Below are 22,659 nucleotides of genomic sequence, written 5' to 3'. Positions count from 1 at the left end.
TGTATAATTCAGTAATCACTTATGACTATTAGTTATGAATGAAGACGATATGCTGATATTACTACACTTTATGTTCATGGTCAATACTGTTAAGTTGTGATTATGGGAGATATTTATAAAGTTATGATAATGCAGGTATTTTCGATTCATCTAGTGTTTGTTTTAATTCATCATAAATACTTTGTTGACCATTTTTAAATAAATTCCTTTTATCATTTAAAGAATAATTAAGTAAAATCTCTTTTAAGTCTATTAATTCATTTAAACGTTTTTTCAAAATATGTGTTATATCATATGTTGTATCTAAATCGGTATAAATATCTAAAATTTTTATGCCAAATCGATTAGTAAACATTCTTTTTTTATGTTTTGATAATTTTTCATCTGCATTTATAAAGAAAATATTATCTTTTGTTCCTTTAACTTTTGCAGTCTTTTCTAAAATTAATTGAATATCTGGATCACTTATTGAATAGCCTACAATTAAAACTGTAGATACAAGGAACAACGAGGGAATCAATTGATTAAATATAAAAAAATCTTCTTTATTTAGTTTAGAGTATTGACTCTGGGAGAAAATTAAGCTAGAAGCGTCTTTTAATTCTCCATGAACTCGTATAATCAAAGGGTCTTTTTCTGAATTATGAAAAATCAATTTATCTCTAATATCTTTTTCATTTTTATATGAATAAATGCTTGCACCTTTTTTGCCTGATAGCCCCTTTATTTCTTCCAAAGAATTATCTATATTTGTTGTTAAATAGGAATTAGCATTTAATTTGAACAATAAATTTTCATTTGATTCTTCTAAATTAAAACTATCAAAATCATCTTTATTAAATGCATTTTCTAAGCAATCTAATACAATCTCTTCATTTTTATACATTAATAATTCTATTGCATTTAAATAGTCTTTTACCTTTACAAAATCTTTAAATTCCGCTTGTTCTTCTGCACTTAAATAGGATTTCATTTCCTCAAATAATTTATCTACTAGTTCATTCCATAAAGGAAGATTAAATTCGTATGGAATTCCTGCACCGAAAAATATAGTTAAATTATCGTAAGCTAATCCTCTTAATAAAGTTTTAGGCCAATTAAACATTGTCTAGAACCTCAATATTCCTTTGAATATTTTCTGCTATATCTTCAAACGTTCTCATAATTGCATATTCAGAATTTTGCACACTATCTTTAGCCCATTGTTGATTTAAAGCTATCATTTGAGATACTCGTGCAAACGGTGGCTTATGTTGTGCTTGAGATTCAGTAAGCAGACTTATAATTTCAGTAATCTTCCCTAACTCTAAAGAATTTTTGATTTTATTATTTGTGGCAAATTTTAGTGCTTCATTAATTGTCAATTCAATATCATCAAAATGTTTTTGTTGGTATGAAATAATCTTTTGTTCGCGTCCATTTCCACGCTTCGAAGTCTTAGCTCTTGAAATAATATAACCTAAAAATTTCTTATAACTTTCTAAAGAAATGTTTTGATTTATTGATACTGCTGCTAAAGTTTGTTCATCGTAATCATCGATAAGGTAACCTAAAGACCTGTTATATATTTTAATCCAATTAGTAATCCATGTTCCTATATTTTTAATTCCATATTGATTATAAATATCTCCTGTAATAGGTATAACAAAATAATCTACATTCAACAAAACGGAACGATTTAAGGCTCCTAAAGAGGGACTTAAATCTAAAAGTATATAGTCATATTCAACATTTAATTGATTAACTAATTGAATAAACCAGTTGGTCCTTCTAAAGCCACCTAATTTATTAGCCCTTAAATCAGACCAAGCATCACTCAAAGTGTCTTCAAACTCAGATAAACTCAAATGCGAGGGGATTATATCACAGTTAAAATTATTTTTTTTTGCAGATAAGATAGAGTCTTCTACATTTCCAATTACCGCTTCATTAGAGTCCCTCATAGGGTTATAAATATCTCTTATAGTTTTAATTCTATCTAGAGCATTTGAACTATCTATATAAATTCTTTCAACTTGACTTTCATCTAATACAACTTGGGTTGTATTAGATTGGGGATCTAAATCTATAATTAAAACTTTTTTATCTTGTCGAGACAACTGATAAGCCAAAGATGTTGTAATTGTTGTTTTGCCAACGCCACCTTTGTTATTAAATAAAGCTATTGTTTTCATAAATATCTCCAATCTTTTCTTAAAATTTAAGCACTATTAATTATACAACTTTTTCCCTTTTATGTGTATTAAATAGACTATTTAAAGAAAAGAAGAATCTAATCGAGGAAGTAATCTTGTGGATTTCGGAAGATGGATTTGTAATTTAAACTTCAAACCTAAATTAAAATTATATATTCGTAGATACCTTTTCATAGTTATTTGCAAATGTTTGATTTACAACTAATATTAGCTTAATGTATAGCTAATATAAACATTACTTTAAACTAATATTAGGAGAGTGTTACATGAAATCTATCAGTACTTTAGCCGAAGAATTAAAGTTGAAACCGCATATTTTACATGATTAGGAGAAACGAGGATTACTTGGAGAAGTATTTAAGGTTCCGAATGCAAATAATAAGCGTGTCTATTCAGATGAACAAATTGAACGGATTCAATTTGTTCAAAAGATTGTTGAGAAACAGCGTACTTTAAATATTTTGCGTACCGATTATGACATGATTAAAGAAGCTCTTACAGATGAATTTGGTGGAGAAGTGATAAAAAAAGAACATCTTTATCCAGCTGGATCAATCGAGCAATTGGTTGAAATGTTAGCTATGCAGTAACAAGTAATTATAAAGATGCAAGAACAGTTAAAACAATTTGCTTACCCACACATTAGTGAAAATGAACAAGAAAATAGTAAGCAACTAGAGAAAATACATAAATTATTAATGGAAAGTAAAGACCCTGATGAACAAGGGTATTGGTTCTTCGGTTCTTGTGAATTGGATTTCAAAGGGGGGAATCAAAGTTATTTGACGGAAAAAAGTACATATAATGAATTTGTTAATGGGGAAAACATTCGATTAAGCCTAGCATACTATAATGCTAAGGGTGTTCCCGCACGAAAGACGAAATCAGCTCTCAAAAATTATTTTGGTTATTAAATAGTTTGATTTGAAAATCACCTCATCTCTTTAGAATTTTTTAGAGGGGGTGATTTTTTATGTATACTATCTAATAGAAAGGTTATTTTTTCAAATATTATTATTCAACTACCATGAAAATAAACTTCTGTAATTTAGGAAAAAAGGCAATACTTAATAAGACGCAGCTCATTCGCTTAAAAAAAGGGGAGAGCGTCTAATTCAATGGACTATTGTAGGTGGACTGGATTAAGATGCTTCGGATTCTTGTATCGTAACTGTATAACCTAAACTCTCAAGTCTTCGTAAGGAATGCCGAACAGTGGATTGCTGTCTCTTTTTATCAAAGTAGTCTTCGCCTAAGTCTACATACATTTCTTTTCGAGTTAATAGGTAGTAAGCTATTCTCAACATGGCATGTGCTACTACAATTCCTGCTCGTTTCTTGCCTTTTCGTGCTGCTGTACGTCTATAGAGTGCGCCGAGATAGTTTTTAGATCCTCTTACAGAATGAGCTGCTTCTGTTAATGCTGATCTCAGATATTTGTTTCCTTTCTTGGTTTTAGCTGATTTTCTTTTTCCAGCACTTTCGTTATGACCAGGAACTAATCCTGCCCAAGAACACATATGAGCTGCACTGGGAAATTGCTTTTTCACATCTAGTACCAATTTCAGATAAAATTTGTTCTGCCATTCTTGTAGCTATTCCAGGAATAGAATCCAGACGGTCAATATCATCTTGATGTGTGCTTACTCTTTCAGCTACTTCTTGATCTAACATCTCAATTTGCTCTGTTAAAAAGTCTATATGTTTTAAAATAGTCTTTAACATTAAGCGTTGATGAGAATTAATATATCCCCTTAGGGCTAGCTCCAGTTCTTCTTTTTTCTTTTTCATAGTACGTCGAGCGAAGTTTGATAGAATTTCAGGATCTTCTTCGCCGTTGGCGATAGCGTTAAGAATATCTCGTGAAGAAACGCCCATGACATCTGAAACAACAGAACCAAGTTTGATATTTGCACCTTCTAATACTTTCTGCATGCGATTATGTTGCCTAGCGCGTTCTTCAATAATACTTCGACGGTATCGAACTAGTTCTCGTTGATTTCTGTCTGGAATATAACTAGCTTTTAAAAGTCCATGACTAAGGAGTTTAGCAATCCATTCTGCGTCCTTCACATCTGTTTTACGTCCAGGGACCGCCTTCATGTGTTGGGTATTCACAACTAGAAACTCAATATCTTCAGCTTCTAATAAATTCACAATAGGTTTCCAGTAAACACTCGTGCTTTCCATGGCAACATGCGTACAATTATTCTCTTTAATCCAGTCCACTAACTGTAATAAAAAAATAGTTTTAGTTGAAAATGTTTGAATCTCCTTTGCTTCTGGTGTGATAATGCATGCGGTTATATTGTCCTTATGAACATCCATACCACATACTCTTTCAATGACTACATCCATTGAAAAACATCCTTTCTACGGCTCTAATTATTATTGGAGGCTGGTGCAACAATCAGAATAGGATTAATCAACCATGTGTGCTTCCCGTAAGGGAGCGACAGTCAGTGGTGCACCGTGGTCGTTGGAGTCAGACTAATGGATGGGCTCTAACGCACCATAGTTCATCGACCTTCCTCTCCCAGCCGTAGAATCAGTATGGACGGTTTTCCACTATTTTCATTCTCTGTGGTGAAGCGCTGATTTTGCGCTTCATGGATGGCTAACGGGTGCTTTAGCAGAACAAGGCTGTCAGGTAGGCAGCCTTTATTCTTATTCAACTAAAGGTAGAGGTTAGTTCAATAAGAATAAAAAAAGTAATTGAATGAGGTGTTTTTTTGTTTAGTATAGTACATAAAAAAAGTGTAATCTCTGTAATTGTGTTGGTGCTTCTATTATCTGTTGCTATCTATATTTATTTTATGGGAGAAGAATCTAACGAGTTCTATAATAGTAGTTCAATGATTATGTATATTGAGGAAAAAGACCACTATATTGAACCTGGTAAGTATCAAAAAATGTGGGTAGTCGGTTCAAACTCTAATGACAATAGTCAAAACAAAGAGAGATATAAAGTCATGATTGAAGATTCCAGAATATATAACCTTTTAGATGAAGGACAAGAATATTTCGTTTTAATACAAGGTACAAAAAAAGAAAATCAATCTGATTATACATATACTTTTAGACAATTAGGTTTGCCTGAAGGTGCTCAGTTAGTTGGAAATGGCAAAATTGATTAAAATATAACTATTGAAAATTCCTTGTTCAACTCCCATGAAAATTAAAAAACGCTTAAAACCTTTAAAATTGCATAACAAAAGAGACTCAGAAATAGCTTTTTTAAAAAAAGGCTGAGCCTTCAGTATGTTGATATTGAACTAAAAGATAAATCAGCGACCAACTCCATTCTTGTTAGAATAAAGGCAGGCTGGTGCAATAACCAGAGTAGGATTAATCTCCCATGAGTGCTACTCGTATAGAGTGCGACAGTCTGTGATGCACCGTGGTCGTCGGAGTCAGACTAACGGATGGGCTCAATGGCACCATAGTTGATCGACCTCCTTCGCCAGCCGTAGTATCCTATACCCGTTTTTCACATTTTCATTCTCTGTGGTGTAGCGCTGTTTTTGCGCTACATGGGTGGCTAATGGGAGTTTTGGTAAAAAATGATAGAAAAACAGATTGAAAATGTTTCTCCAAGCTCATTTTTCTATATAAAATCAACCTGGTTCAGGTGTGTTACTTCTACTGAGGTTTTGCAATGATTTTAACTGTTATCTTGCACTTAATATCCCTTCAAACTCTTTTATAACCTTCCTTTTGGAATTAGAGTTAAGGTTATCTTTCAATAAAAACTAGCTTTCTTATAAGTGTATGTAGATTAACGAACGTTCGTAATAAGTCTTAGGGCATTTACGATCATTTTTTTATGGTCTTTTCGAGGTTTTCCAAGCGTTCGTAAACGTGTACTTTTACGAACTGTTCTGTTTTTCAATCTTGGAGGTATAATACGATCAAATTTTGAAAGCAAATACTAAAATAATCATCATTCCATACCTATATTAAACCCCTTATCTTATAAAAATCCCTGTAATCAATATCTTTATACTCAAGGTAATATGTTTGTGCCAATTATTGAGTTATAATTTTAAAAACTGATAATAGCTATAGGAGGTTCACATTTTGAAGAATAATGATACAGAGCCCTATGATGAACACAAAAATCTGTCGCAAGAAATTTATTATAACAATTTTCCATTAGATAATAATTTTTTCGACGAAAGAAGTAAAAGAGAGAAAGCATTAAATAGCGCTCTTGAAATTCGTAAGTTCGAAATTGAAATGTACTGGAAACGAGCAACGTACTTCTGGACAATCATTGCTGTAATTTTTACAGGGTATTTTGTACTTATTAATGAAGGTGGATTAGAAAAGTATCCTAATGTAGTGTTTTTGGTAAACTGTGTGGGGTTTATTTTTTCTCTTAGCTGGTTCTTGGTTAATAGAGGCAGTAAGTTTTGGCAAAACAATTGGGAAAGACACGTGGATTTATTAGAGAACGAAATCATGGGACCGCTCTATAAGACAGTAATACAAAAGAAGGGTATAAAGTTTTGGCACATACATAAAGAAGGTAAATATTCTGTTTCTAAAGTCAATCAACTCCTAAGCTTATACTTAACAGCTATTTGGTTATTTATGGGGTTACATCAGCTATTTTGGCCATATCTATCTGAAATAGAATGTCTTTTGTGGCTCGCTCCTTATATGACTCATTTACTAGGTTTTGGAACTTTAATTGCAGCAATTTTGTTATTGGTACTGGGAAAAATAGATCCAGTTGGACAAGATACGAAAGATACTTTTACACAAAATACGAAAGATACTGTTCGTATTAGTAAACGCAAGTTATAAGTGCGAAGCCCTTGAACGCTGGATACCAGTGGCTCAGGTAATTCATTTCTAATTGAGGACTACAAATGGATGTACAATTTTATTTCTAGAGGTCTTCCTTGAGTTTTATATACTTCTAAAGGCCTCTCTTTTCATGTCCTTAGTAACGTGCAAATAGATTTTTAGCTGTTGCTTCTCATTATGACCTTTATACGCACCGTAATTTGCTCGAGTCTACTCCAGTCTGAATTAAAGAGGTATGTGTATGTCTGAGAATGTGTGGAGTATAAGTAAAGAAATAATAGGAAATTAAGGGTATTTGAAAACGAAGATCAAGTAAAAGTAAAGTACAATGAAATTAATGATACATCATTATAGAGGGACTATATGAAAAAAACATAGCTTTGAGCATAGAATAAAATATAACGAAGAATTACTTGTGACTGAAATCAAAATTGTATATTAAACTAGCAAGGACCTTCAAGTTGAAAACGTCAAATATTTATGTAACTAATAGTAAAGCCGTTAAACCTGACTGTGATTTTATTATTTTTGAGAAGAAGGTGCAGTATCTTTATATTGAAAACTTCTTTTTATAAATAAGGATTCATACATTAAAATTTAGACAGAAACTTATTTGAACTGGTTGAGTTTAGTACTGTCTTACATTATTTAACTAGAAAGGAGGTAAAGGAGCAATGACTTTTTTAAAACTTAGAAATGGGAATTACGTTTTTCTCACTCATGAAAAACAAAAAAATATAGATTCATTACTTTTTGAAGAAAATAAAGACTATCCATTAATTTCTTTTAATCATCACACATCAACATTACAAAATAAGCTTAGAACAGAATATTTAAATGCAGTATATTCAGATTCCATTTATAAAATTAGTGAAAGTGAAGACTATTGGAGTATTATTCATTTGGAAGGAGAAGAAGCACAAGAAAATGTGACAGATCTCATAATTGATTATTGCGCAGAGTATCCAAACATGAGGGTGGACAAAGTTAATATAAGAGAATCAATATCTGAAACAATATATCGTAATATGGCTACCTTCGATGATTATTATTATCCATTAGGAAAGCTAATAAGATTAACTACGGTACATGTTGATTTGAAAGGGAACACTTTTTTCGATTTTTTAAAACGGAAAAAAAAATATGTCACTACTATGGACTTATTTATTATGGATATTGAGAGAATAGAGGGAGTACCTAGAGATTTTATTATCTCATTAAAAAATCTTCAAATTAGGTTTGTTAATGGCCACATTAATATACAAATGTTAGCTTTTCAAAACGATTCCAAATATACTAGGTCGGAGCAATAATCCGACCTTAAATCTATTTTTTCCACTATATTGTAAATAGTAATTTACTAATATATATATATTTCTAAGTATCGATAACCATCCTTATTAATACCTAAAAATCGAATAAACAGAGAAGATCTCTTAGCAAACGAGTTCATCAAAAGCTATTTGTATTACTGACTACATTCAGAGAAAACAGTTCTATTCTAAAAATGAATGGATTTGTTTTTATTTTATACAAACTAAGCTTACTAATTCCTGTACATACGCCGCTATTGATTATCCTCAGTGAGGGTATTACTAAAGAATAAAACTGACTAGTTTTGGGCAATAATCCGTCAATAAATATTTGGAATAGTATAAAATTCTATGCGGTTTATAATTTCAATTTGCAGTGAAATTAAGTTTTTTGATAGACAGAGCTAGATTGTTATCATTGTTATTGAATGGGCGGCATGATGTAAGGAAAACTCTAAACCCTTGATATAATAAGAGGTAGAGCATCTTTCATCAGACCGTGGTCATTTTATTGGTCATAAGCGCCAGTAAAACCACTCTAAATATGGAGGTCTCTCATTAATTCACTGAATTTTTGAGAGGCCACTTTTTCTAATCCTCTAGTCAGATGTCCGTATATTTCGTCTGTCGTGGCTACTGATGAATGCCCGAGCCTGTGAGAGATCACTTTCATGTTGACGTTAGCTTCAATTAAAAGCGAAGCATGGGTATGCCGGAATGAATGAGGAGTGATGTGCTTATTTAAGCCGGTCATTCTCGTCATAATCCGTTTTAATCGGTCAGAGAATTGCTTGATTGTACACGGATAAACTTCTGAACATGTGAAGATGAAACCCCGGTCTTTGTATAAGCGTTTATTTTTCTTGATGAACTGATTCTGCTTTTCCTTCAGCTCTTTTAATAAATCCATAACAATAGGTTCGATTAGAATTCTCCTCATGAAACTGCGCGTTTTAGGCGTTTGCAATTCGAAATTCCGCTTATTATTACTTGGATTGTAATAAGTCTTCGTGATTGAGAGTGATGAGCTCTTAAAGTCTAGATCCTTCCACTGAAGTGAAACGGCTTCTCCTATTCGCATACCCGAATAAGCGAGAAAGCTAAAGAACTCGTAATCGCTAGTTAAACCCTCGTCTTTCGCAATTTGTAAAAACAGTTTCAGCTCTTCCTTTTCTAGAAAAACAAGCTTTTCTTCATTCTCTTCGTATTCGAGCTTCTTAGGAAGTTTGTAGTTGACCGTTGGGTTTTTCTTGATATATTCCATTTCTATCGCATAATTGAATATCATTTTAGCAACGATATGGATACCTTTTCTTGTATTGTGCATGTGTTTTGTTACTAGAGAATTCATGTATTGCCTGTAAACTTGTTTTGTAATTTTGTGAATAGGTGTGTGCGCCCAGACACTGATTAAATGTTTTGCAGAGCTTATTCGGTTTCTTGTTGAGCTTTTCTTTCTAGTTTATAGGGAATTACAAAATTACACATTTATAAAGAAGCATATTACCGTTTTTATAGTGGCTTCCAATTATCTGTCACTATCTTGTGACGGTCCTGTTTCATTGGTATGATTAGAGTAGGAATGTTGACTTAGTTAGTGAGATTAAAAATGTACGAAACATTTTGAAAGAAGGCGAAATGAATGTCTACAGCAGATATCGGGTTTGAAGAGAAGTTGTGGCTGATGGCGGACAAGCTGCGCGGCAGTATGGATGCATCAGAATATAAAAATGTCGTATTAGGATTATTATTCTTAAAATATGTGTCAGACTCATTTGAAGAGAAATTTATAGAATTGCAAAATGACGAGTGGGCAGACGCTGAAGATCCAGACGAATACTTGGCAGAGAATGTGTTCTGGGTTCCAGCTGAAGCACGTTGGTCTTACATCAATGAAAACTCAAAGAAGCCAGAAATCGGTCAAATTATTGATAATGCGATGATTGCGATTGAAAAAGAGAACGAATCACTCCGTGGTGTATTACCAAAAGATTACGCACGTCCAGCACTTGATAAAACACGCTTAGGCGAAACAATCGATTTGTTCTCCTTCAAAGTAGGCGATAAAGCAAGCCGTTCGAAAGATATGTTAGGACGCGTCTATGAATATTTCCTCTCGAAGTTTGCGAGCGCAGAGGGAAAAGGTGGCGGCGAGTTCTATACGCCAATGTCTGTCGTAAAGTTGCTTGTTGAGATGTTGCGGCCATACAAAGGACGTGTCTATGACCCATGCTGTGGTTCGGGCGGTATGTTTGTCCAAAGTGAGAAGTTTGTGGAAGGGCATCAAGGTCGTTTAGGAGATATTGCAATTTACGGACAAGAGTCCAATCCAACAACATGGAAACTTGCACAAATGAACTTAGCCATTCGTGGGATTGACGCCAATCTAGGTGAGCACAATGCTGACACCTTCCATGATGATCTTCACAAAGGATTGAAAGCAGATTATATCTTGGCAAACCCTCCATTCAACATTAGTGACTGGGGCGGCGAAAAGCTAAAAGAAGACGTGCGATGGCAATTTGGTACACCACCAGTCGGAAACGCGAACTATGCATGGATTCAGCATATGGTTTCTAAGTTAGCTCCTTCAGGGACAGCTGGTTTTGTACTTGCGAATGGATCAATGTCAACAAGTACAACCTCTGAATTAGAAATTCGTAAAAACTTAATCGAAAACGATCTTGTTGAATGTATTGTTACATTGCCGGGACAGTTGTTCTACTCAACTCAAATACCTGTATGTCTTTGGTTTGTCACAAATAACAAAGGACGTAATGGTAAGCGTGAGAGAAAAGGAGAAATCCTGTTTATCGATGCTCGGAAAATTGGGCATATGTCGACTCGTACATTAAAAGAGTTTTCGGATGAAGATATCAAGAGAATCTCAGACGTATACCATACATGGCAAGGAACGAGCGAAGAAACTTATGAAGACATCGCTGGCTTCTGCAAATCAGCACAGTTGGAAGAAGTACGTCAACATGAATATATTCTCACGCCTGGGCGATATGTCGGGTTAGAAGCTGCAGAAGAAGATGATGAACCTTTCGGAGTTAAAATGACACGATTGACAAGTGAACTATCGGAGCAATTTGTGAAATCAAAAGAGCTCGAAGACCAAATCCGTAAACCGTTGGAGGGGATTGGGTATGGGATTTGAGAATTGGTATAGTAAAAAAATAGGTGAAGTTATTACTTTAAAACGTGGTTATGATCTCCCTTGGAATAAGAGAACGTCAGGGGAATATCCGATATTATCTTCTAGTGGAGTTAGCGACTTTCATAACGATTATAAAGTTGCAGGTCCTGGAGTGACAACTGGAAGAAGTGGGTTGTTGGGAAAAGTTTATTATATTGAAGAGAATTTTTGGCCACTAAATACTTCACTTTATGTCGAAGATTTTAAAGGGAATGATCCTAAGTATGTTTATTACTTGCTACAAACTATTGGTTTAGATAATTATAATGCAGGAAGTAGTGTGCCTACTCTAAATAGGAACCATGTTCATTTGCTGGAAGTGAATATACCAGATGTTAATTATCAAAAAAGGATTGGTGCATTTCTTTATAGTTTCGAAGAAAAGATTTCATTAAACAATAAAATTATTACTAACCTAGAACAACTCGCCCAAATGCTCTTCAAACGCTGGTTTGTCGATTTTGAATTTCCGAATGAAAACGGAGATCCCTACAAATCGAGCGGTGGTGAAATGGTTGAGAGTGAGTTGGGGATGATACCGGCTTTATTTAAAGTTCAATTCCTGTCACAAACTGTGGAGTTTTTAAGTGGAGGAACGCCTAAAACAAAAATTGAAGAATATTGGAATGGAGATATTCCTTTTTTTACACCTAAGGACAGTACTGGCTCTATTTACGAAACAGAAACAGAAAAAAGTATTACACAACTGGGTCTATCTAAATGTAATAGTAGATTGTATCCGAAAAATACGATATTTATAACTGCAAGAGGTACTGTTGGAAAACTAAGTATGGCTAACACAGACATGGCTATGAATCAATCTTGTTTTGCGTTGAAACATAAAGTGGATAATCAATACTTTCTATACTTCATGATGGAAACTTTGTTAAGACAAATTATTCAAGGTTCAAATGGAGCTGTGTTTAATGCAATTAATTTACGCGACTTAAATACTCTAAAGGTTGTATATCCCATAGATCATTTAATTTCTCAGTTTGAAGAGGTGATTAACCCTATTTTTGAAATGCTAAGTAATAAGGAATATGAAAATATTAACTTAATAAAGTTACGTGACACTTTGCTTCCAAAACTCTTATCAGGTGATTTAGAACTACCTGATGAAATAGAGGTTCCAGTTGTTCAATAATTATATGAAATACCATGAATCCATAGCGAAGGAATTTGAGGCAAGTCGTGACCGAGTTCGTTATTTTATAAAAGACGCTCATCATGCTGAAGATGGTAGATATAAAGAGATATTATTAATGAATTATTTACGGAGAGTTCTACCATCGAACGTATCCGTAGGAACAGATTTTGTAAAGAATGGTACAGAAATTACAAAACAAATTGACTTAATTATTTATAATAATAGCATTCCTACACTATTTTCAGAGGGAGATTTTGTAATAGCGATAGCCGAGAGTATTTATGGAATAATAGAAGTGAAATCAAAACTTCCTCCTGGTGAAAGATGTAAAAGGGCTATTGAGAATGCAAACCATAATGGGAGAATAATAGACAGAGAAATTTTTAATGGGATTTTTAGCTATGAATCAGCATTCGAAATTTCGGATAATGTACGATGTGTAGGGGCTTTAAGAGAGTGCTTAAGGGAAAGTAAAGGATTTATTAATCATATTTCATTAGGATCTAAATACTTTATAAAATACTGGAATGAAGGAAATCCGGTAGAGAATGATAGCATCAGTAGCTATTCATTCTATAAATTGAATAATTTGTCATTTGGATATTTTATATCAAATCTTATTGAAACAATTTATAGTGAAAGTATGGATAGAGATATAGAAAGTAATTTAACTAACTTCCTGTACCCTATAGAAGAGGGAAAAGAAACTAGACGACTCAGGAATTTGGAGGTGAAAGTAGATGTACCAATTTCATGAAGATGAGTTGGAGCAAGCTTCACTTGAATGGCTGGAGAGCTTAGGATATGAAATTAAGAATGGCCCAACGATTGCTGCAGATGGCGATTATCCGGAACGAGAGCACTATACAGATGTTGTGTTGAATGGTCGGCTTGAAAGTGCACTCCAGCGTATTAATCCTAACGCAACGATGGAGACGATTAAGCGTGCAGTCCAACAAGTCACAATGGTACAGTCGCCGAATTTAATCGTCTGCAATCAGGTTTTCCAGAAGTATGTGACGGATGGAGTCGATGTAGAAGTTAGGACGGCAGACGGTCGCAATACAGTAGAGAAACTATGGTTGTTTGATTTTGAAAATCCATCGTCAAACGACTTTTTGGCTGTGAACCAGTTCACTGTAATTGAAGGAAACAATAATAAACGTCCAGATGTCGTTGTATTCGTCAATGGGTTGCCTGTTGTTGTTATTGAGTTGAAAGATTCAACAAATGAAGCAGTAGGGATATCAGAAGCGTATCACCAGCTGCAAACGTATAAGCAAACAATCCCTTCATTATTCCAATTCAATTCTTTCCTAGTAACAAGTGATGGTGTCAATGCTAGGGCTGGCTCGCTTACGGCTGATGAAGAACGATTTATGATGTGGCGCACGGCAGATGGTGAAACAATGGCGCCTTCTTCTATGCCACAACTAGAAGTCCTGATTCAAGGCATGTTCCAGCCAGTTGTATTGCTCGATCTTATGCGGCACTTTATTGTGTTCCAAACAGATGGTGAAAAGACGGTTAAAATTCTCGCTGCCTATCATCAGTATTATGCAGTGAATAAGGCAGTGGAAGAAGCCAAACGTGCTGCGTCAGAAAGTGGCGACCGTAGAATTGGGGTTATTTGGCATACGCAAGGTTCTGGGAAAAGCCTGTCGATGGTGTTTTACACAGGGAAGCTCGTTTTGGCTATGAACAACCCGACGATTGTGGTACTGACGGATCGTAATGATTTAGATGACCAATTGTTCAACACATTCTCTATATCGAGTGACTTGCTGAGACAATCACCGAAACAGGCAGAAAGCAGAAGTGATTTAAAGAAGCTGTTATCAGTTGAATCAGGCGGCATTATTTTCGCGACTATGCAGAAGTTCTCTCCTGAAGATGGTACGAACGAGATGGGAGCGCTCACAACACGCCGGAACGTTATCGTAATGGCTGATGAAGCGCACCGTACACAGTATGGTTTCAGTGCCCAAGTCCAACAAGCTGAAAAAGACGTGTTCACGAAGTATGGCTATGCAAAGTATATGCGTGATGCATTACCAAACGCTTCCTTTGTTGGCTTTACAGGCACTCCAGTGGAATCAGCAGATAAGAATACACCTGCTGTCTTTGGCCATTACATCGATATCTATGACATGACACAGGCTGTTGAAGACGGTGCAACCGTTAAGATTTTCTATGAAAGCAGAATTATTCCACTCAATCTACCTGAAGGTCTTGATTTGGACGGAGAGTATGATGAGATTACAGAATATCAAGAACAATCGGATCGTGAGCGCTTGAAATCCAAATGGTCACGTCTTGAAGCGTTAGCTGGGGCAGAACAACGCATTCAACGATTGGCACAAGATGTTCTGACTCACTTTGAGTCTCGGCAAAATGCGATGTTTGGTAAGGGTATGCTGGTCGTTATGAGTCGTAGAATTGCGATTGACCTTTATCAAGCAATCATTGCACTTCGACCTGAATGGCATTCAGACGAGGATAGTAAAGGCGTTATTAAAATTGTCATGACAGGTACGTCCAGTGATCCGGAACACTGGCAGCCATTCATAGGAAACAAGAAACGACGTGATTATTTAGCACGTCGTATAAAAGATAATAACGATGAATTGAAACTCGTCATTGTACGGGATATGTGGCTGACCGGTTTTGACGTTCCATCAATGAGTACGATGTATATCGATAAACCAATGCGCGGTCATAACCTTATGCAAGCCATTGCACGCGTGAACCGAGTTTTCCGGGACAAGCCGGGTGGTTTAATTGTCGACTATATTGGGATTGCAGCCAGCTTGAAAGAAGCATTGAAGCAATATACAGACAGCGACCGTGAAAACACAGGAATCGATACATCTGTAGCAGTCGATTTGATGCTAGAGAAGTTTGAAGTCATTCAAGACATGTTGTATCAGCATAATTATGATTCTTTCCATTCAGACAAGCCTTCAGTCCGTATGAAAGCAATCACAGAAACGATGGACTTTGTTATTGGTCTAGGAGAAGAAGAAAAGAAACGCTTCATGCAAGTGGTTACTGAGCTAGCGAAAGCATTTGCCCTCTGTGCAACGGAGCCCGAAGCACAAGATCTGAATGCGGAAATTGGCTTCTTTAAGGCGGTCAAAGCAGGCCTTATCAAACTAATCCCTGTCGATGGTCAAAAGAAGACTTCTTCACGAATTGATTCGCAGCTGAACCAGTTGATTTCTAAATCAGTTATCTCGGATGAAGTTATAGATATATATGAATCGCTAGGCATAGAAAATCCCGATATCTCGATTCTATCGGATCAATTCCTCGATGAAGTTCGTGCATTGCCACAAAAGAACTTAGCCGTAGAATTACTCAATCGCTTGTTACAAGGAAAAGTGAAAAACGTCCAAAGAACAAACCTTGTCAAAGCAAAGAAGTTCACGGACATGCTGAATGCTGCGATTAACAAATATAACAAGCGTGCTATCGAAACTTCTAAAGTCATTGAAGAACTAATTGAACTGGCAAAGGAAATGAACGACTCCTATAAAGCTGGTGAAAACAGCGGACTGATTAAAGAGGAAGTTGCATTCTACGATGCTTTAGCTTCTCATGACACAGCAGAGCAAGTTCTTGGTGATGATATTTTGAAAGTTATCGCTCACGAGCTGACTAAAGCAATTAAAGAAAACATGAGTATTGATTGGAATTTGAGGGAGTCTGCAAGGGCTAAGATGAGGATTACTGTTCGTAGGTTGTTGAAGAAGTATGGATATCCACCTGATTTACAGAAGCTTGCGGTAGAGACTGTTGTTAAGCAGGCTGAGTTGATGGCTGGTAACATAAAATGAAATATATAGAATGTTATGAGGTTTTAATGTGACTTTAAATACTTATATAATTTTTGATACAAATACATTACATCTTGGTAAATACAAAGACTTTTCTAAGTATGATTTTAATAAATTTTATCATGATATACTCGGTAAAATTGAGCGACATGATGTAGTTAATAATTTCAAATTAATGATTCCACAAATTGCTGTTGATGAGATTTATAAACAACAATTGGAAGCTTTTGATAAGGTCAAAGAAAACTTTTTGGAAATTAAACAGAAGTGTGAAAATCTTTATGGAATAGAAATGAACATAAATCCTAAATTAAACTACTCTGAATTTCTCAAGGAGGTCAAAGAAAACTTTTTAAAACATAACGACGTTAAAATTCTTCCAGTATGCAATGAGAATCGTTTTAGTAAGATTGTAGAGAGAGCCCTTAATAAACAAGCCCCTTTTGAGGGAGGAGATAAAGGCAAGTCTGATAAGGGATTTAAAGACGCACTTATATGGGAATCGATATTAGAATTTGCTAACTCTATTGATGAACCATGTGAGTTCATTTTTATCACAAATGATAAAGGGTTCCATGCTATTTTGATAAATGAATTCGAAACAATTACGGGGAAAAAGATTACTTTTTATAGTAAAGATGACCAACAGAGAATTGATTTGCAAATAGAGAAGTATTCTGAAGATAAAGTTGTGAGGAATAAAATAGCAACAGTAAAACAATATATTCTTGACAGTTTAGAAGACTTTATAAATCTAGTAGAAGAAGAGATGCAAAAAAAATTAGAGGTAAATGGATTAAACTGCAATATTACCAAATTTGAATTAGATCCAGTAGTAGTTGATTTAAATGATCAGGGAAGTGATCTATTTCAATTTAAATTACGGGGAAAAATTTTAGCTGAAAAACCAGGAGTATCATATGATTTAATTGTTAATCTAAAATCGTTGGCGGAGGTGGGTAATGAATATTCACTCCAGAAATTGTCCGTTGATGAAATAGAAGCAACACTCTTATCTGGTGACAATGTTAATATTAGAACAAACTTAATTGAGTTCTTATCACATGGGGATGAACTAGAACAAGAACTGCTAGAAAGGGATGAGGACCCTAAAAAAGATTTAAATGATGGTACGAAAATGGCGGATAGAGAACAAGATAGACTAAAGAATTTAGAAGTTATTTATAAGCTAGAGTTATCTAGATATAAACAGATTATAGATGAAAACTCAATCGATATTAACGAAGAAAATTTCTCTGAATTTATTCAATCATTAGAGAATAAACTTAATATAGATTGGTTTAAGTTTCCTAGCAACTTTGCCAAAGTAAAACTTGAAATAAAAAAGTTTTTCCAAAAGAATGGTATAAACAGAGATATACTTGAGGATCTTGTTGAGCTATTTATAGACAAGTTGATAACAGATTCAAAAAAGGTGAGTGAAGCAGCAATTGCGACGCCAATGTAGAAAAAAACATAAGAGGAAACTGCTATCACTTCTCTTGATAAATCAGGCAAAGCCTGATGTTTCGGTTATATCAAGATGAAAAAGTTTGTCACACCGTTGTGACATTTAATCATTTAACTGTCACGGGCGTGAGACAGCTTTTGAATAATGAACCCATCCAAATATCTGGCTCTGCCTGATTCCACACTGAAAGTGGGGACAATTTACCCTTATGCTCTTCTAACTAATATACACATGGATAAACGAGCATTCGAACTAATCGAGTGCTCGTTTATCATTCACTTTTACACTCAGGACATCTCGAATTGTTCAATGTCCTGTTATAGATTCTCGTTTCCCACTCATGCTGGCAGTTAGAACACAGCCACCAAACAGAGAAGTGAGACGCGGGAAAATATTCGTCTGGGCCTTTGTTATATTTTGTTGGATGCCATTCTTTAATCACTGCTGGATACTTTACAGCAAGATTATTATCGGGACTTAACTTTCGTGAACCACATTCACCACAATTATTTCCCCCGTGACTTCTACTTGCGATCGTTGCTGGCCAAGAGTGATTCTTTTTGCATTTCCAATAGACTTTCACATGACTAGCTGCTCGAAAATGAAACGGAGTAAGACCGTCATTTTTTTCATTATCCCATTCCTCTACAAGGTGGGGAAAGTTCTCGCCAAGTGAATTTTCTACTTCCGTTCTTTCCATTAATTTTAGAATTTCAACATTGTCATTTTTTAGATCAATCGTCTTGTTAATTTGAAAAAGGTCTTTGAATAGTTGTTCAATGCAATATGCAACTGACCCATTCTGCAGCAACCTCTGGGAATAGTGTAGCGAGTGAGTTGGTATGATCTATGCGTGAACTTTTGCAATATGGACAGCCTTTGCCAGTGCTCCTAGTCATCGCTTTAACAGGTTTGTCAAAGTGGTGTCCAATCACACACACCCAGTAAAACCTTTTGTTTGATCCATAAGAGATACGAGTGGGTGAATCTTTATTCTTTTTATAATCCTAATATTTCAGTACATCCGGTTTTTGGACAGCGATTGAACTGTTTGAAATACGAAACTCTGTGCACTTTTTACCATCTGACTTGTGAGATAGTTGAGCAGTATAACTGTGGCCATTTTCGCATGTCCATCAAACCGTTCTTCGGCCTTTAGGTGGTACGTCCAAAAGGGGATAGGCTTTCATTTAGCTTACGAGCGATTTCTTCATTACTCATTAGCTGCACCTCAAGTCATGGAATCAATAAAGTGTCCCAATTCCTCTTGTTGTCGTAGTCCTTCATAGGTTTCTAAATCATATTCTCCATAGATTTTTCCGTCCTTCACATAGTACAGTGTATTTACATGCGACATTTCAGAATGGAAAGGATTTTTGCTTAAGCCATCAGGATTTTCGCTTTTACCCTTATTGCGAAAGACGTTGAATTGCAGGGCTGCTTCCTTTTTTTCTAGTAATGCTTTTTCTACTTCATCTAGGAATGGTGTGTCCATTTCATTCGTAATGACGACAAAACCTGCTTGTTGGTCATCAATTATCTGCTGTACATCATCAGTAGAAGCTATAGTCAGTCCACTATTTGAGCTACAACCTGCCGTAAGTAGTGCTATACTTCATGCTATAAAAGCTGATTTTATCAACTTCATATGATATTCCTACTAAGCAGTTTGATATTGAGTTCACATGTTCCTTTCCAGAAAACTGTGGTCACACACACGGTCATTTTTTTGGTCATTAAAGAATGATTCATCATTTAGGATTATTAGTCGATTTTCTGTGAAATGTTGATTTAATAGGGTTTCTTAGTAGTTGTTTTAGAGGATTTTAGTGGCAAGCTTATGGGCGGCATGATGTAAAACCCTTATGAGTAATGAGTGTAATTTTAAGTGAAGATACTCGGAGGAAGTAACCACGTGATTATTAATTTCTTATTAGAGTTAATTTCATAAATACCTATTTCAATTTAAAATACGAATATTTATAAGAAGTTATATTGAAACGTTCGTTTGTTTACATTGGATTTTGTTGATTGAAGTGAAAGGTGGCGACTCCTGCTGGAACAGCACGAGTTGAAAGCCCCACAGGAACGCAGTGACGAGGAGATTGAACCCGTGCACGCGGAAAGCGTCCACCTGGAACGGAAATCAACTTTGTTCGGATTTTGCTACTAATTACTTCATTGTGAAATTGATTCAATAAACTATAAAATCTATTATAGTAAACATATTCTTTGTCGCAAAAACACGTGATAACAAACAAAAAAGGATATAACACAGCCTAGCCGATAAAAACAGAAACATTAATACACTGGTTTTTAAAGTACATAACGGAATGTGAAAATAAACATTCCATCAAATTTGAGGAGTGGTTTATAAATTTCTCTAGAAAGTACGGCAAAAGAGTTTTATTTAAAATGACTATTATAGTTTCTCTTTATAGTACTCTTTCCGGATGGTGTGTCATTTTCATATAGTTAAGAGGTTGTAGCAATTAAGAATTTTTCTTTAGAAAAAAACTGCCGCTCTGATAATACTATTGCTTTATCAATTTGGAAACATCACAATAAATATTAAGGGTTTTGAATAACTTTAAAGCATAGTCAATTTGAATAGAGGTACGATAGTCGTTTTCAATTGCATTAATATAGGATGTTGAACACTCCATAATTGTACTTAACACTTTACGAGATAAATTAAGTTCCATACGTTTCTGCCGAATATCATTTCCTAAAGCAACTAGTGATAGATTACATATGGTTTTAGGGTTATCTCGAGGTATAGATAAGTACTAATTATATTTTCGAACTAAATAATCACTACAGTCTAAATAAAGCCAATCTAAAATTCTTAAAACTTGCTTTCTACCAGCCCATCTAATAACAAAAACTTCACCATTACATTTTTTCACTCCAATATCAGAAGCTCCACAATATGTTCTTACTATTTTTTTAATACCTTCACACATTTCTTTAGTTCCATAAAAACTTACTTTAACACTGTTAAGGCTACTATAATTGATATTTCCATCTCCATCTAACATTGCTCGTATAAAATGTCGATATAAATTTGGAGGCAAATGGAAAGGAAAATCCAATCTTTCTGTCTTTGTATACTTAGGATCAAGATTTAGGTGTTTTCTAATATTCTCACATAATTCTAATGACTTTATTGTAAGAGTTGAGGAATAGTATTGTCGTGTAACCCCATTAAAAGTGGCGTTTGTGGAATAATCATAAATAATATTATTAGAACTTAACCTTTTTCTTAATAAAATCAGATGGTCTTTGTCTCGTCTCTGTAATTTAACACTAAGGATGTTATATGAACTCACAAAACCGTCAGATGCTATAAATGCCAACCAATATGCTTTACTTTCATGGTCTATACTACGGAAATAAGTGTCATTAACTTTATAACTTCTTTTTTTTATAGGAGGGATTTGGATTCTAGTTTGTACCTTATTTTTTCTGAGGATTTTAGAAATTTGTGAGCAATCACAATCGTAGTATTTTGCAATTTCAACGGTTGATTGTCCTGAAAGGTACTGTTCTATAATAATAGGAGTGTCTTCTATAGGTACTTTTCTGTTAAAAGAAGCAGGACGTCTTGATATATTCATTTTATTAAGTATATATAAAATAGCTTGTTTGGACACTTTGTATTCTTTAGCTATTGCATAACTAGATTTTCCGTTTGTATAGGCAGTGGTAATTTCTTGATGTTGTTTGGTGGTTAATTTCTGCTTTCTAATTTCAATTGAATTTTCCCTAAGTATGTCTAATACTTTTTTTTTACTTATATCGTAAACTTTGCTTATAGTTTCTGCACTTTCCGCAGAACTAACGTATCGTTTTATTATGTCTTCTGTTAATCCTTTTTGAGTCATATCGGCTTTATTCCTTTTTATATTTATTTTTCTTTCTATAATCTGCATAAAAAAGGAATCCTATTCATAATGTAGGATTCCTTGTTGCATATTTATTAATTCAATTAATATTATTTTAATTATGAAAGAGTTCGATTTCACATTGGGTTGCTGATTTTTTAAAATATTCACTAACGCATCTGTCATTCCAAATATTTTCTGTTTTTCCCGTAATACCGGGGTAGAGAGTCACTGAGTGAGTGTTCTTACATTTGGTTTGAATGGAAAAATCGGGCAGTGGAGCGAGAAAAGGAAAAGTGGATTGAATATAATGGAGGAATATATAATTAAATCCATTGTTTTACACTTATTATCTTAAGTAATAAAGGTTACTATTGTTTAAAAATTTTACTGTAACCTTTTGTTTTATTTTATGATACTGGAGAACAAGCTTTATTACTTTCTAAATTATTTTAATTTTGCCCCCGCAACGCTAATTTAGTGGTCTGGCATTTAGTTTGGCATTTAACGATTTTAAAAAAGTTCAAAAAACCCTTATAAATGTTGGTTTTATAAGGTTTCCAAGAGATAGCGGTTTGACTCCCGCCGTCTCAATATTTATTTTTAGCAGTAGAAGCACTGTTAAACTAATGTTGAAACAATATTAGGGGTATTTTATAGGAGTTGAACTCTTAGTGAATATCCCTGTTTTGTAATGAATTAGCCTGTGCAACAAACTATTCAAAAATACACTACAAATGCATATGAAAAAACAGGAAGTCAGCAATAGGAATAGTAGCTAGGCTTC

General features: G+C 34.5%; 17 protein-coding genes and 3 pseudogenes. 10 read left to right on the top strand and 10 right to left on the bottom strand.

The features are described 5' to 3' along the window. Nucleotides 1–121: 121 nt before the first annotated feature. Both ACEPXD_RS14010 and ACEPXD_RS14005 read right to left on the bottom strand, forming a co-directional pair. Nucleotides 122–1,105: an SIR2 family protein gene (locus ACEPXD_RS14010; protein ID WP_391116864.1), complete on the bottom strand. Its 984-nt coding sequence runs from the start codon at nucleotides 1,103–1,105 to the stop codon at nucleotides 122–124. Then, the gene (locus tag ACEPXD_RS14005; RefSeq protein WP_391116862.1) at nucleotides 1,098–2,174 is read right to left on the bottom strand and encodes a ParA family protein; all 1,077 of its coding nucleotides are present in this window, start codon (nucleotides 2,172–2,174) and stop codon (nucleotides 1,098–1,100) included. The genes ACEPXD_RS14010 and ACEPXD_RS14005 overlap by 8 nt, the downstream gene beginning before the upstream one ends. A gap of 482 nt (nucleotides 2,175–2,656) precedes the next feature. Between ACEPXD_RS14005 and ACEPXD_RS14000 the strand changes: the two genes are divergently transcribed. Together ACEPXD_RS14000 and ACEPXD_RS13995 are read left to right on the top strand one after the other, a co-directional pair. Beyond that, nucleotides 2,657–2,785: a hypothetical protein gene (locus ACEPXD_RS14000; protein ID WP_391116861.1), complete on the top strand. Its 129-nt coding sequence runs from the start codon at nucleotides 2,657–2,659 to the stop codon at nucleotides 2,783–2,785. Nucleotides 2,786–2,800: 15 nt separating this feature from the next. Next, a complete protein-coding gene (locus ACEPXD_RS13995) occupies nucleotides 2,801–3,109 on the top strand; it encodes a hypothetical protein (protein ID WP_391116859.1) in 309 nt (102 codons plus the stop codon). Between the two features lie 228 nt (nucleotides 3,110–3,337). Here ACEPXD_RS13995 and ACEPXD_RS13990 read toward each other — a convergent pair. Next, nucleotides 3,338–4,553 (bottom strand): annotated as a pseudogene (locus tag ACEPXD_RS13990) (IS110 family transposase). A 374-nt stretch (nucleotides 4,554–4,927) separates the two neighbouring features. Here ACEPXD_RS13990 and ACEPXD_RS13985 point away from each other — a divergent pair. The 3 genes from ACEPXD_RS13985 (at nucleotide 4,928) to ACEPXD_RS13975 (ending at nucleotide 8,323) form a co-directional block, all read left to right on the top strand. Continuing rightward, a complete protein-coding gene (locus tag ACEPXD_RS13985; protein WP_391116857.1) occupies nucleotides 4,928–5,332 on the top strand; it encodes a hypothetical protein in 405 nt (134 codons plus the stop codon). Between the two features lie 943 nt (nucleotides 5,333–6,275). After that, complete coding sequence (locus ACEPXD_RS13980) at nucleotides 6,276–7,007, top strand: hypothetical protein (RefSeq protein ID WP_391116856.1); 732 nt, start codon at nucleotides 6,276–6,278, stop codon at nucleotides 7,005–7,007. 677 nt (nucleotides 7,008–7,684) lie between these two features. After that, nucleotides 7,685–8,323 (top strand): hypothetical protein, encoded by a 639-nt coding sequence (locus ACEPXD_RS13975; protein WP_391116854.1) that lies wholly within the window; start codon nucleotides 7,685–7,687, stop codon nucleotides 8,321–8,323. Between the two features lie 538 nt (nucleotides 8,324–8,861). On the opposite strand, the gene ACEPXD_RS13970 is transcribed toward ACEPXD_RS13975, so the two are convergent. Then, nucleotides 8,862–9,587 carry a tyrosine-type recombinase/integrase gene (locus tag ACEPXD_RS13970; protein WP_391123254.1) on the bottom strand — a complete coding sequence of 242 codons (726 nt, stop codon included), beginning with the start codon at nucleotides 9,585–9,587 and terminating at the stop codon, nucleotides 8,862–8,864. After that, nucleotides 9,561–9,761: pseudogene (locus ACEPXD_RS13965) on the bottom strand (phage integrase SAM-like domain-containing protein); the annotation flags it as partial. The pseudogene ACEPXD_RS13965 and the gene ACEPXD_RS13970, both read right to left, overlap by 27 nt. A gap of 204 nt (nucleotides 9,762–9,965) precedes the next feature. Between ACEPXD_RS13965 and ACEPXD_RS13960 the strand changes: the two are divergent. Genes ACEPXD_RS13960 through ACEPXD_RS13940 form a run of 5 tightly spaced genes read left to right on the top strand, consistent with a single transcriptional unit; the run spans nucleotide 9,966 to nucleotide 17,982 of the window. Next, nucleotides 9,966–11,486 (top strand): type I restriction-modification system subunit M, encoded by a 1,521-nt coding sequence (locus ACEPXD_RS13960; protein ID WP_391116852.1) that lies wholly within the window; start codon nucleotides 9,966–9,968, stop codon nucleotides 11,484–11,486. After that, nucleotides 11,476–12,672 carry a restriction endonuclease subunit S gene (locus tag ACEPXD_RS13955; RefSeq protein ID WP_391116850.1) on the top strand — a complete coding sequence of 399 codons (1,197 nt, stop codon included), beginning with the start codon at nucleotides 11,476–11,478 and terminating at the stop codon, nucleotides 12,670–12,672. The genes ACEPXD_RS13960 and ACEPXD_RS13955 overlap by 11 nt, the downstream gene beginning before the upstream one ends. Before the next feature lie 4 nt (nucleotides 12,673–12,676). Continuing rightward, nucleotides 12,677–13,432 (top strand): DUF6602 domain-containing protein, encoded by a 756-nt coding sequence (locus ACEPXD_RS13950; protein WP_391116848.1) that lies wholly within the window; start codon nucleotides 12,677–12,679, stop codon nucleotides 13,430–13,432. After that, nucleotides 13,416–16,514 (top strand): type I restriction endonuclease subunit R, encoded by a 3,099-nt coding sequence (locus ACEPXD_RS13945; RefSeq protein ID WP_391116846.1) that lies wholly within the window; start codon nucleotides 13,416–13,418, stop codon nucleotides 16,512–16,514. Before ACEPXD_RS13950 ends, ACEPXD_RS13945 begins: the two co-directional genes overlap by 17 nt. A gap of 28 nt (nucleotides 16,515–16,542) precedes the next feature. Then, entirely contained in the window at nucleotides 16,543–17,982 is a 1,440-nt protein-coding gene (locus ACEPXD_RS13940; RefSeq protein WP_391116845.1) for a PIN domain-containing protein, read from the top strand. 274 nt (nucleotides 17,983–18,256) lie between these two features. Here ACEPXD_RS13940 and ACEPXD_RS13935 read toward each other — a convergent pair whose 3' ends face one another. The 5 genes and pseudogenes from ACEPXD_RS13935 to ACEPXD_RS13915 all read right to left on the bottom strand — a co-directional run bounded on the left by ACEPXD_RS13935 (nucleotide 18,257) and on the right by ACEPXD_RS13915 (nucleotide 21,920). After that, nucleotides 18,257–18,796, bottom strand: a complete 540-nt coding sequence (locus ACEPXD_RS13935) for a zinc-ribbon domain-containing protein (protein ID WP_391116843.1) — start codon at nucleotides 18,794–18,796, stop codon at nucleotides 18,257–18,259. Continuing rightward, a pseudogene (locus ACEPXD_RS13930) lies at nucleotides 18,762–18,977 on the bottom strand (zinc-ribbon domain-containing protein); the annotation flags it as partial. The pseudogene ACEPXD_RS13930 and the gene ACEPXD_RS13935, both read right to left, overlap by 35 nt. A 239-nt stretch (nucleotides 18,978–19,216) precedes the next feature. Further along, a complete protein-coding gene (locus ACEPXD_RS13925) occupies nucleotides 19,217–19,480 on the bottom strand; it encodes a hypothetical protein (protein WP_391116841.1) in 264 nt (87 codons plus the stop codon). A 1,039-nt stretch (nucleotides 19,481–20,519) separates the two neighbouring features. Next, nucleotides 20,520–20,705, bottom strand: coding sequence for a helix-turn-helix domain-containing protein (locus ACEPXD_RS13920; RefSeq protein ID WP_391123251.1), 186 nt, complete (start codon nucleotides 20,703–20,705; stop codon nucleotides 20,520–20,522). A 69-nt stretch (nucleotides 20,706–20,774) separates the two neighbouring features. Continuing rightward, on the bottom strand, nucleotides 20,775–21,920 hold the full coding sequence (locus tag ACEPXD_RS13915) for an IS630 transposase-related protein (protein ID WP_391116839.1): 1,146 nt from the start codon (nucleotides 21,918–21,920) through the stop codon (nucleotides 20,775–20,777). Nucleotides 21,921–22,659 lie beyond the last annotated feature (739 nt).

Source organism: Psychrobacillus sp. L3 (assembly GCF_042945595.1).
Taxonomy (GTDB): domain Bacteria; phylum Bacillota; class Bacilli; order Bacillales_A; family Planococcaceae; genus Psychrobacillus.
Note: the sequence above shows the minus strand (reverse complement) of the source record. Positions and strands in the feature narration are given on the sequence as shown.

Excerpts from the sequence above, each read along its gene's own strand:
- ACEPXD_RS13995 (WP_391116859.1), top strand. The coding sequence starts at position 2,801 with ATGCAAGAACAGTTAAAACAATTTGCTTACCCACACATTAGTGAAAAT.
- ACEPXD_RS13975 (WP_391116854.1), top strand. The coding sequence starts at position 7,685 with ATGACTTTTTTAAAACTTAGAAATGGGAATTACGTTTTTCTCACTCAT.
- ACEPXD_RS13915 (WP_391116839.1), bottom strand. The coding sequence starts at position 21,920 with ATGCAGATTATAGAAAGAAAAATAAATATAAAAAGGAATAAAGCCGAT.
- ACEPXD_RS13950 (WP_391116848.1), top strand. The coding sequence starts at position 12,677 with ATGAAATACCATGAATCCATAGCGAAGGAATTTGAGGCAAGTCGTGAC.
- ACEPXD_RS13970 (WP_391123254.1), bottom strand. The coding sequence starts at position 9,587 with ATGGAATATATCAAGAAAAACCCAACGGTCAACTACAAACTTCCTAAG.
- ACEPXD_RS13955 (WP_391116850.1), top strand. The coding sequence starts at position 11,476 with ATGGGATTTGAGAATTGGTATAGTAAAAAAATAGGTGAAGTTATTACT.
- ACEPXD_RS13960 (WP_391116852.1), top strand. The coding sequence starts at position 9,966 with ATGTCTACAGCAGATATCGGGTTTGAAGAGAAGTTGTGGCTGATGGCG.
- ACEPXD_RS14005 (WP_391116862.1), bottom strand. The coding sequence starts at position 2,174 with ATGAAAACAATAGCTTTATTTAATAACAAAGGTGGCGTTGGCAAAACA.
- ACEPXD_RS14010 (WP_391116864.1), bottom strand. The coding sequence starts at position 1,105 with ATGTTTAATTGGCCTAAAACTTTATTAAGAGGATTAGCTTACGATAAT.
- ACEPXD_RS13925 (WP_391116841.1), bottom strand. The coding sequence starts at position 19,480 with ATGGACACACCATTCCTAGATGAAGTAGAAAAAGCATTACTAGAAAAA.
- ACEPXD_RS13945 (WP_391116846.1), top strand. The coding sequence starts at position 13,416 with ATGTACCAATTTCATGAAGATGAGTTGGAGCAAGCTTCACTTGAATGG.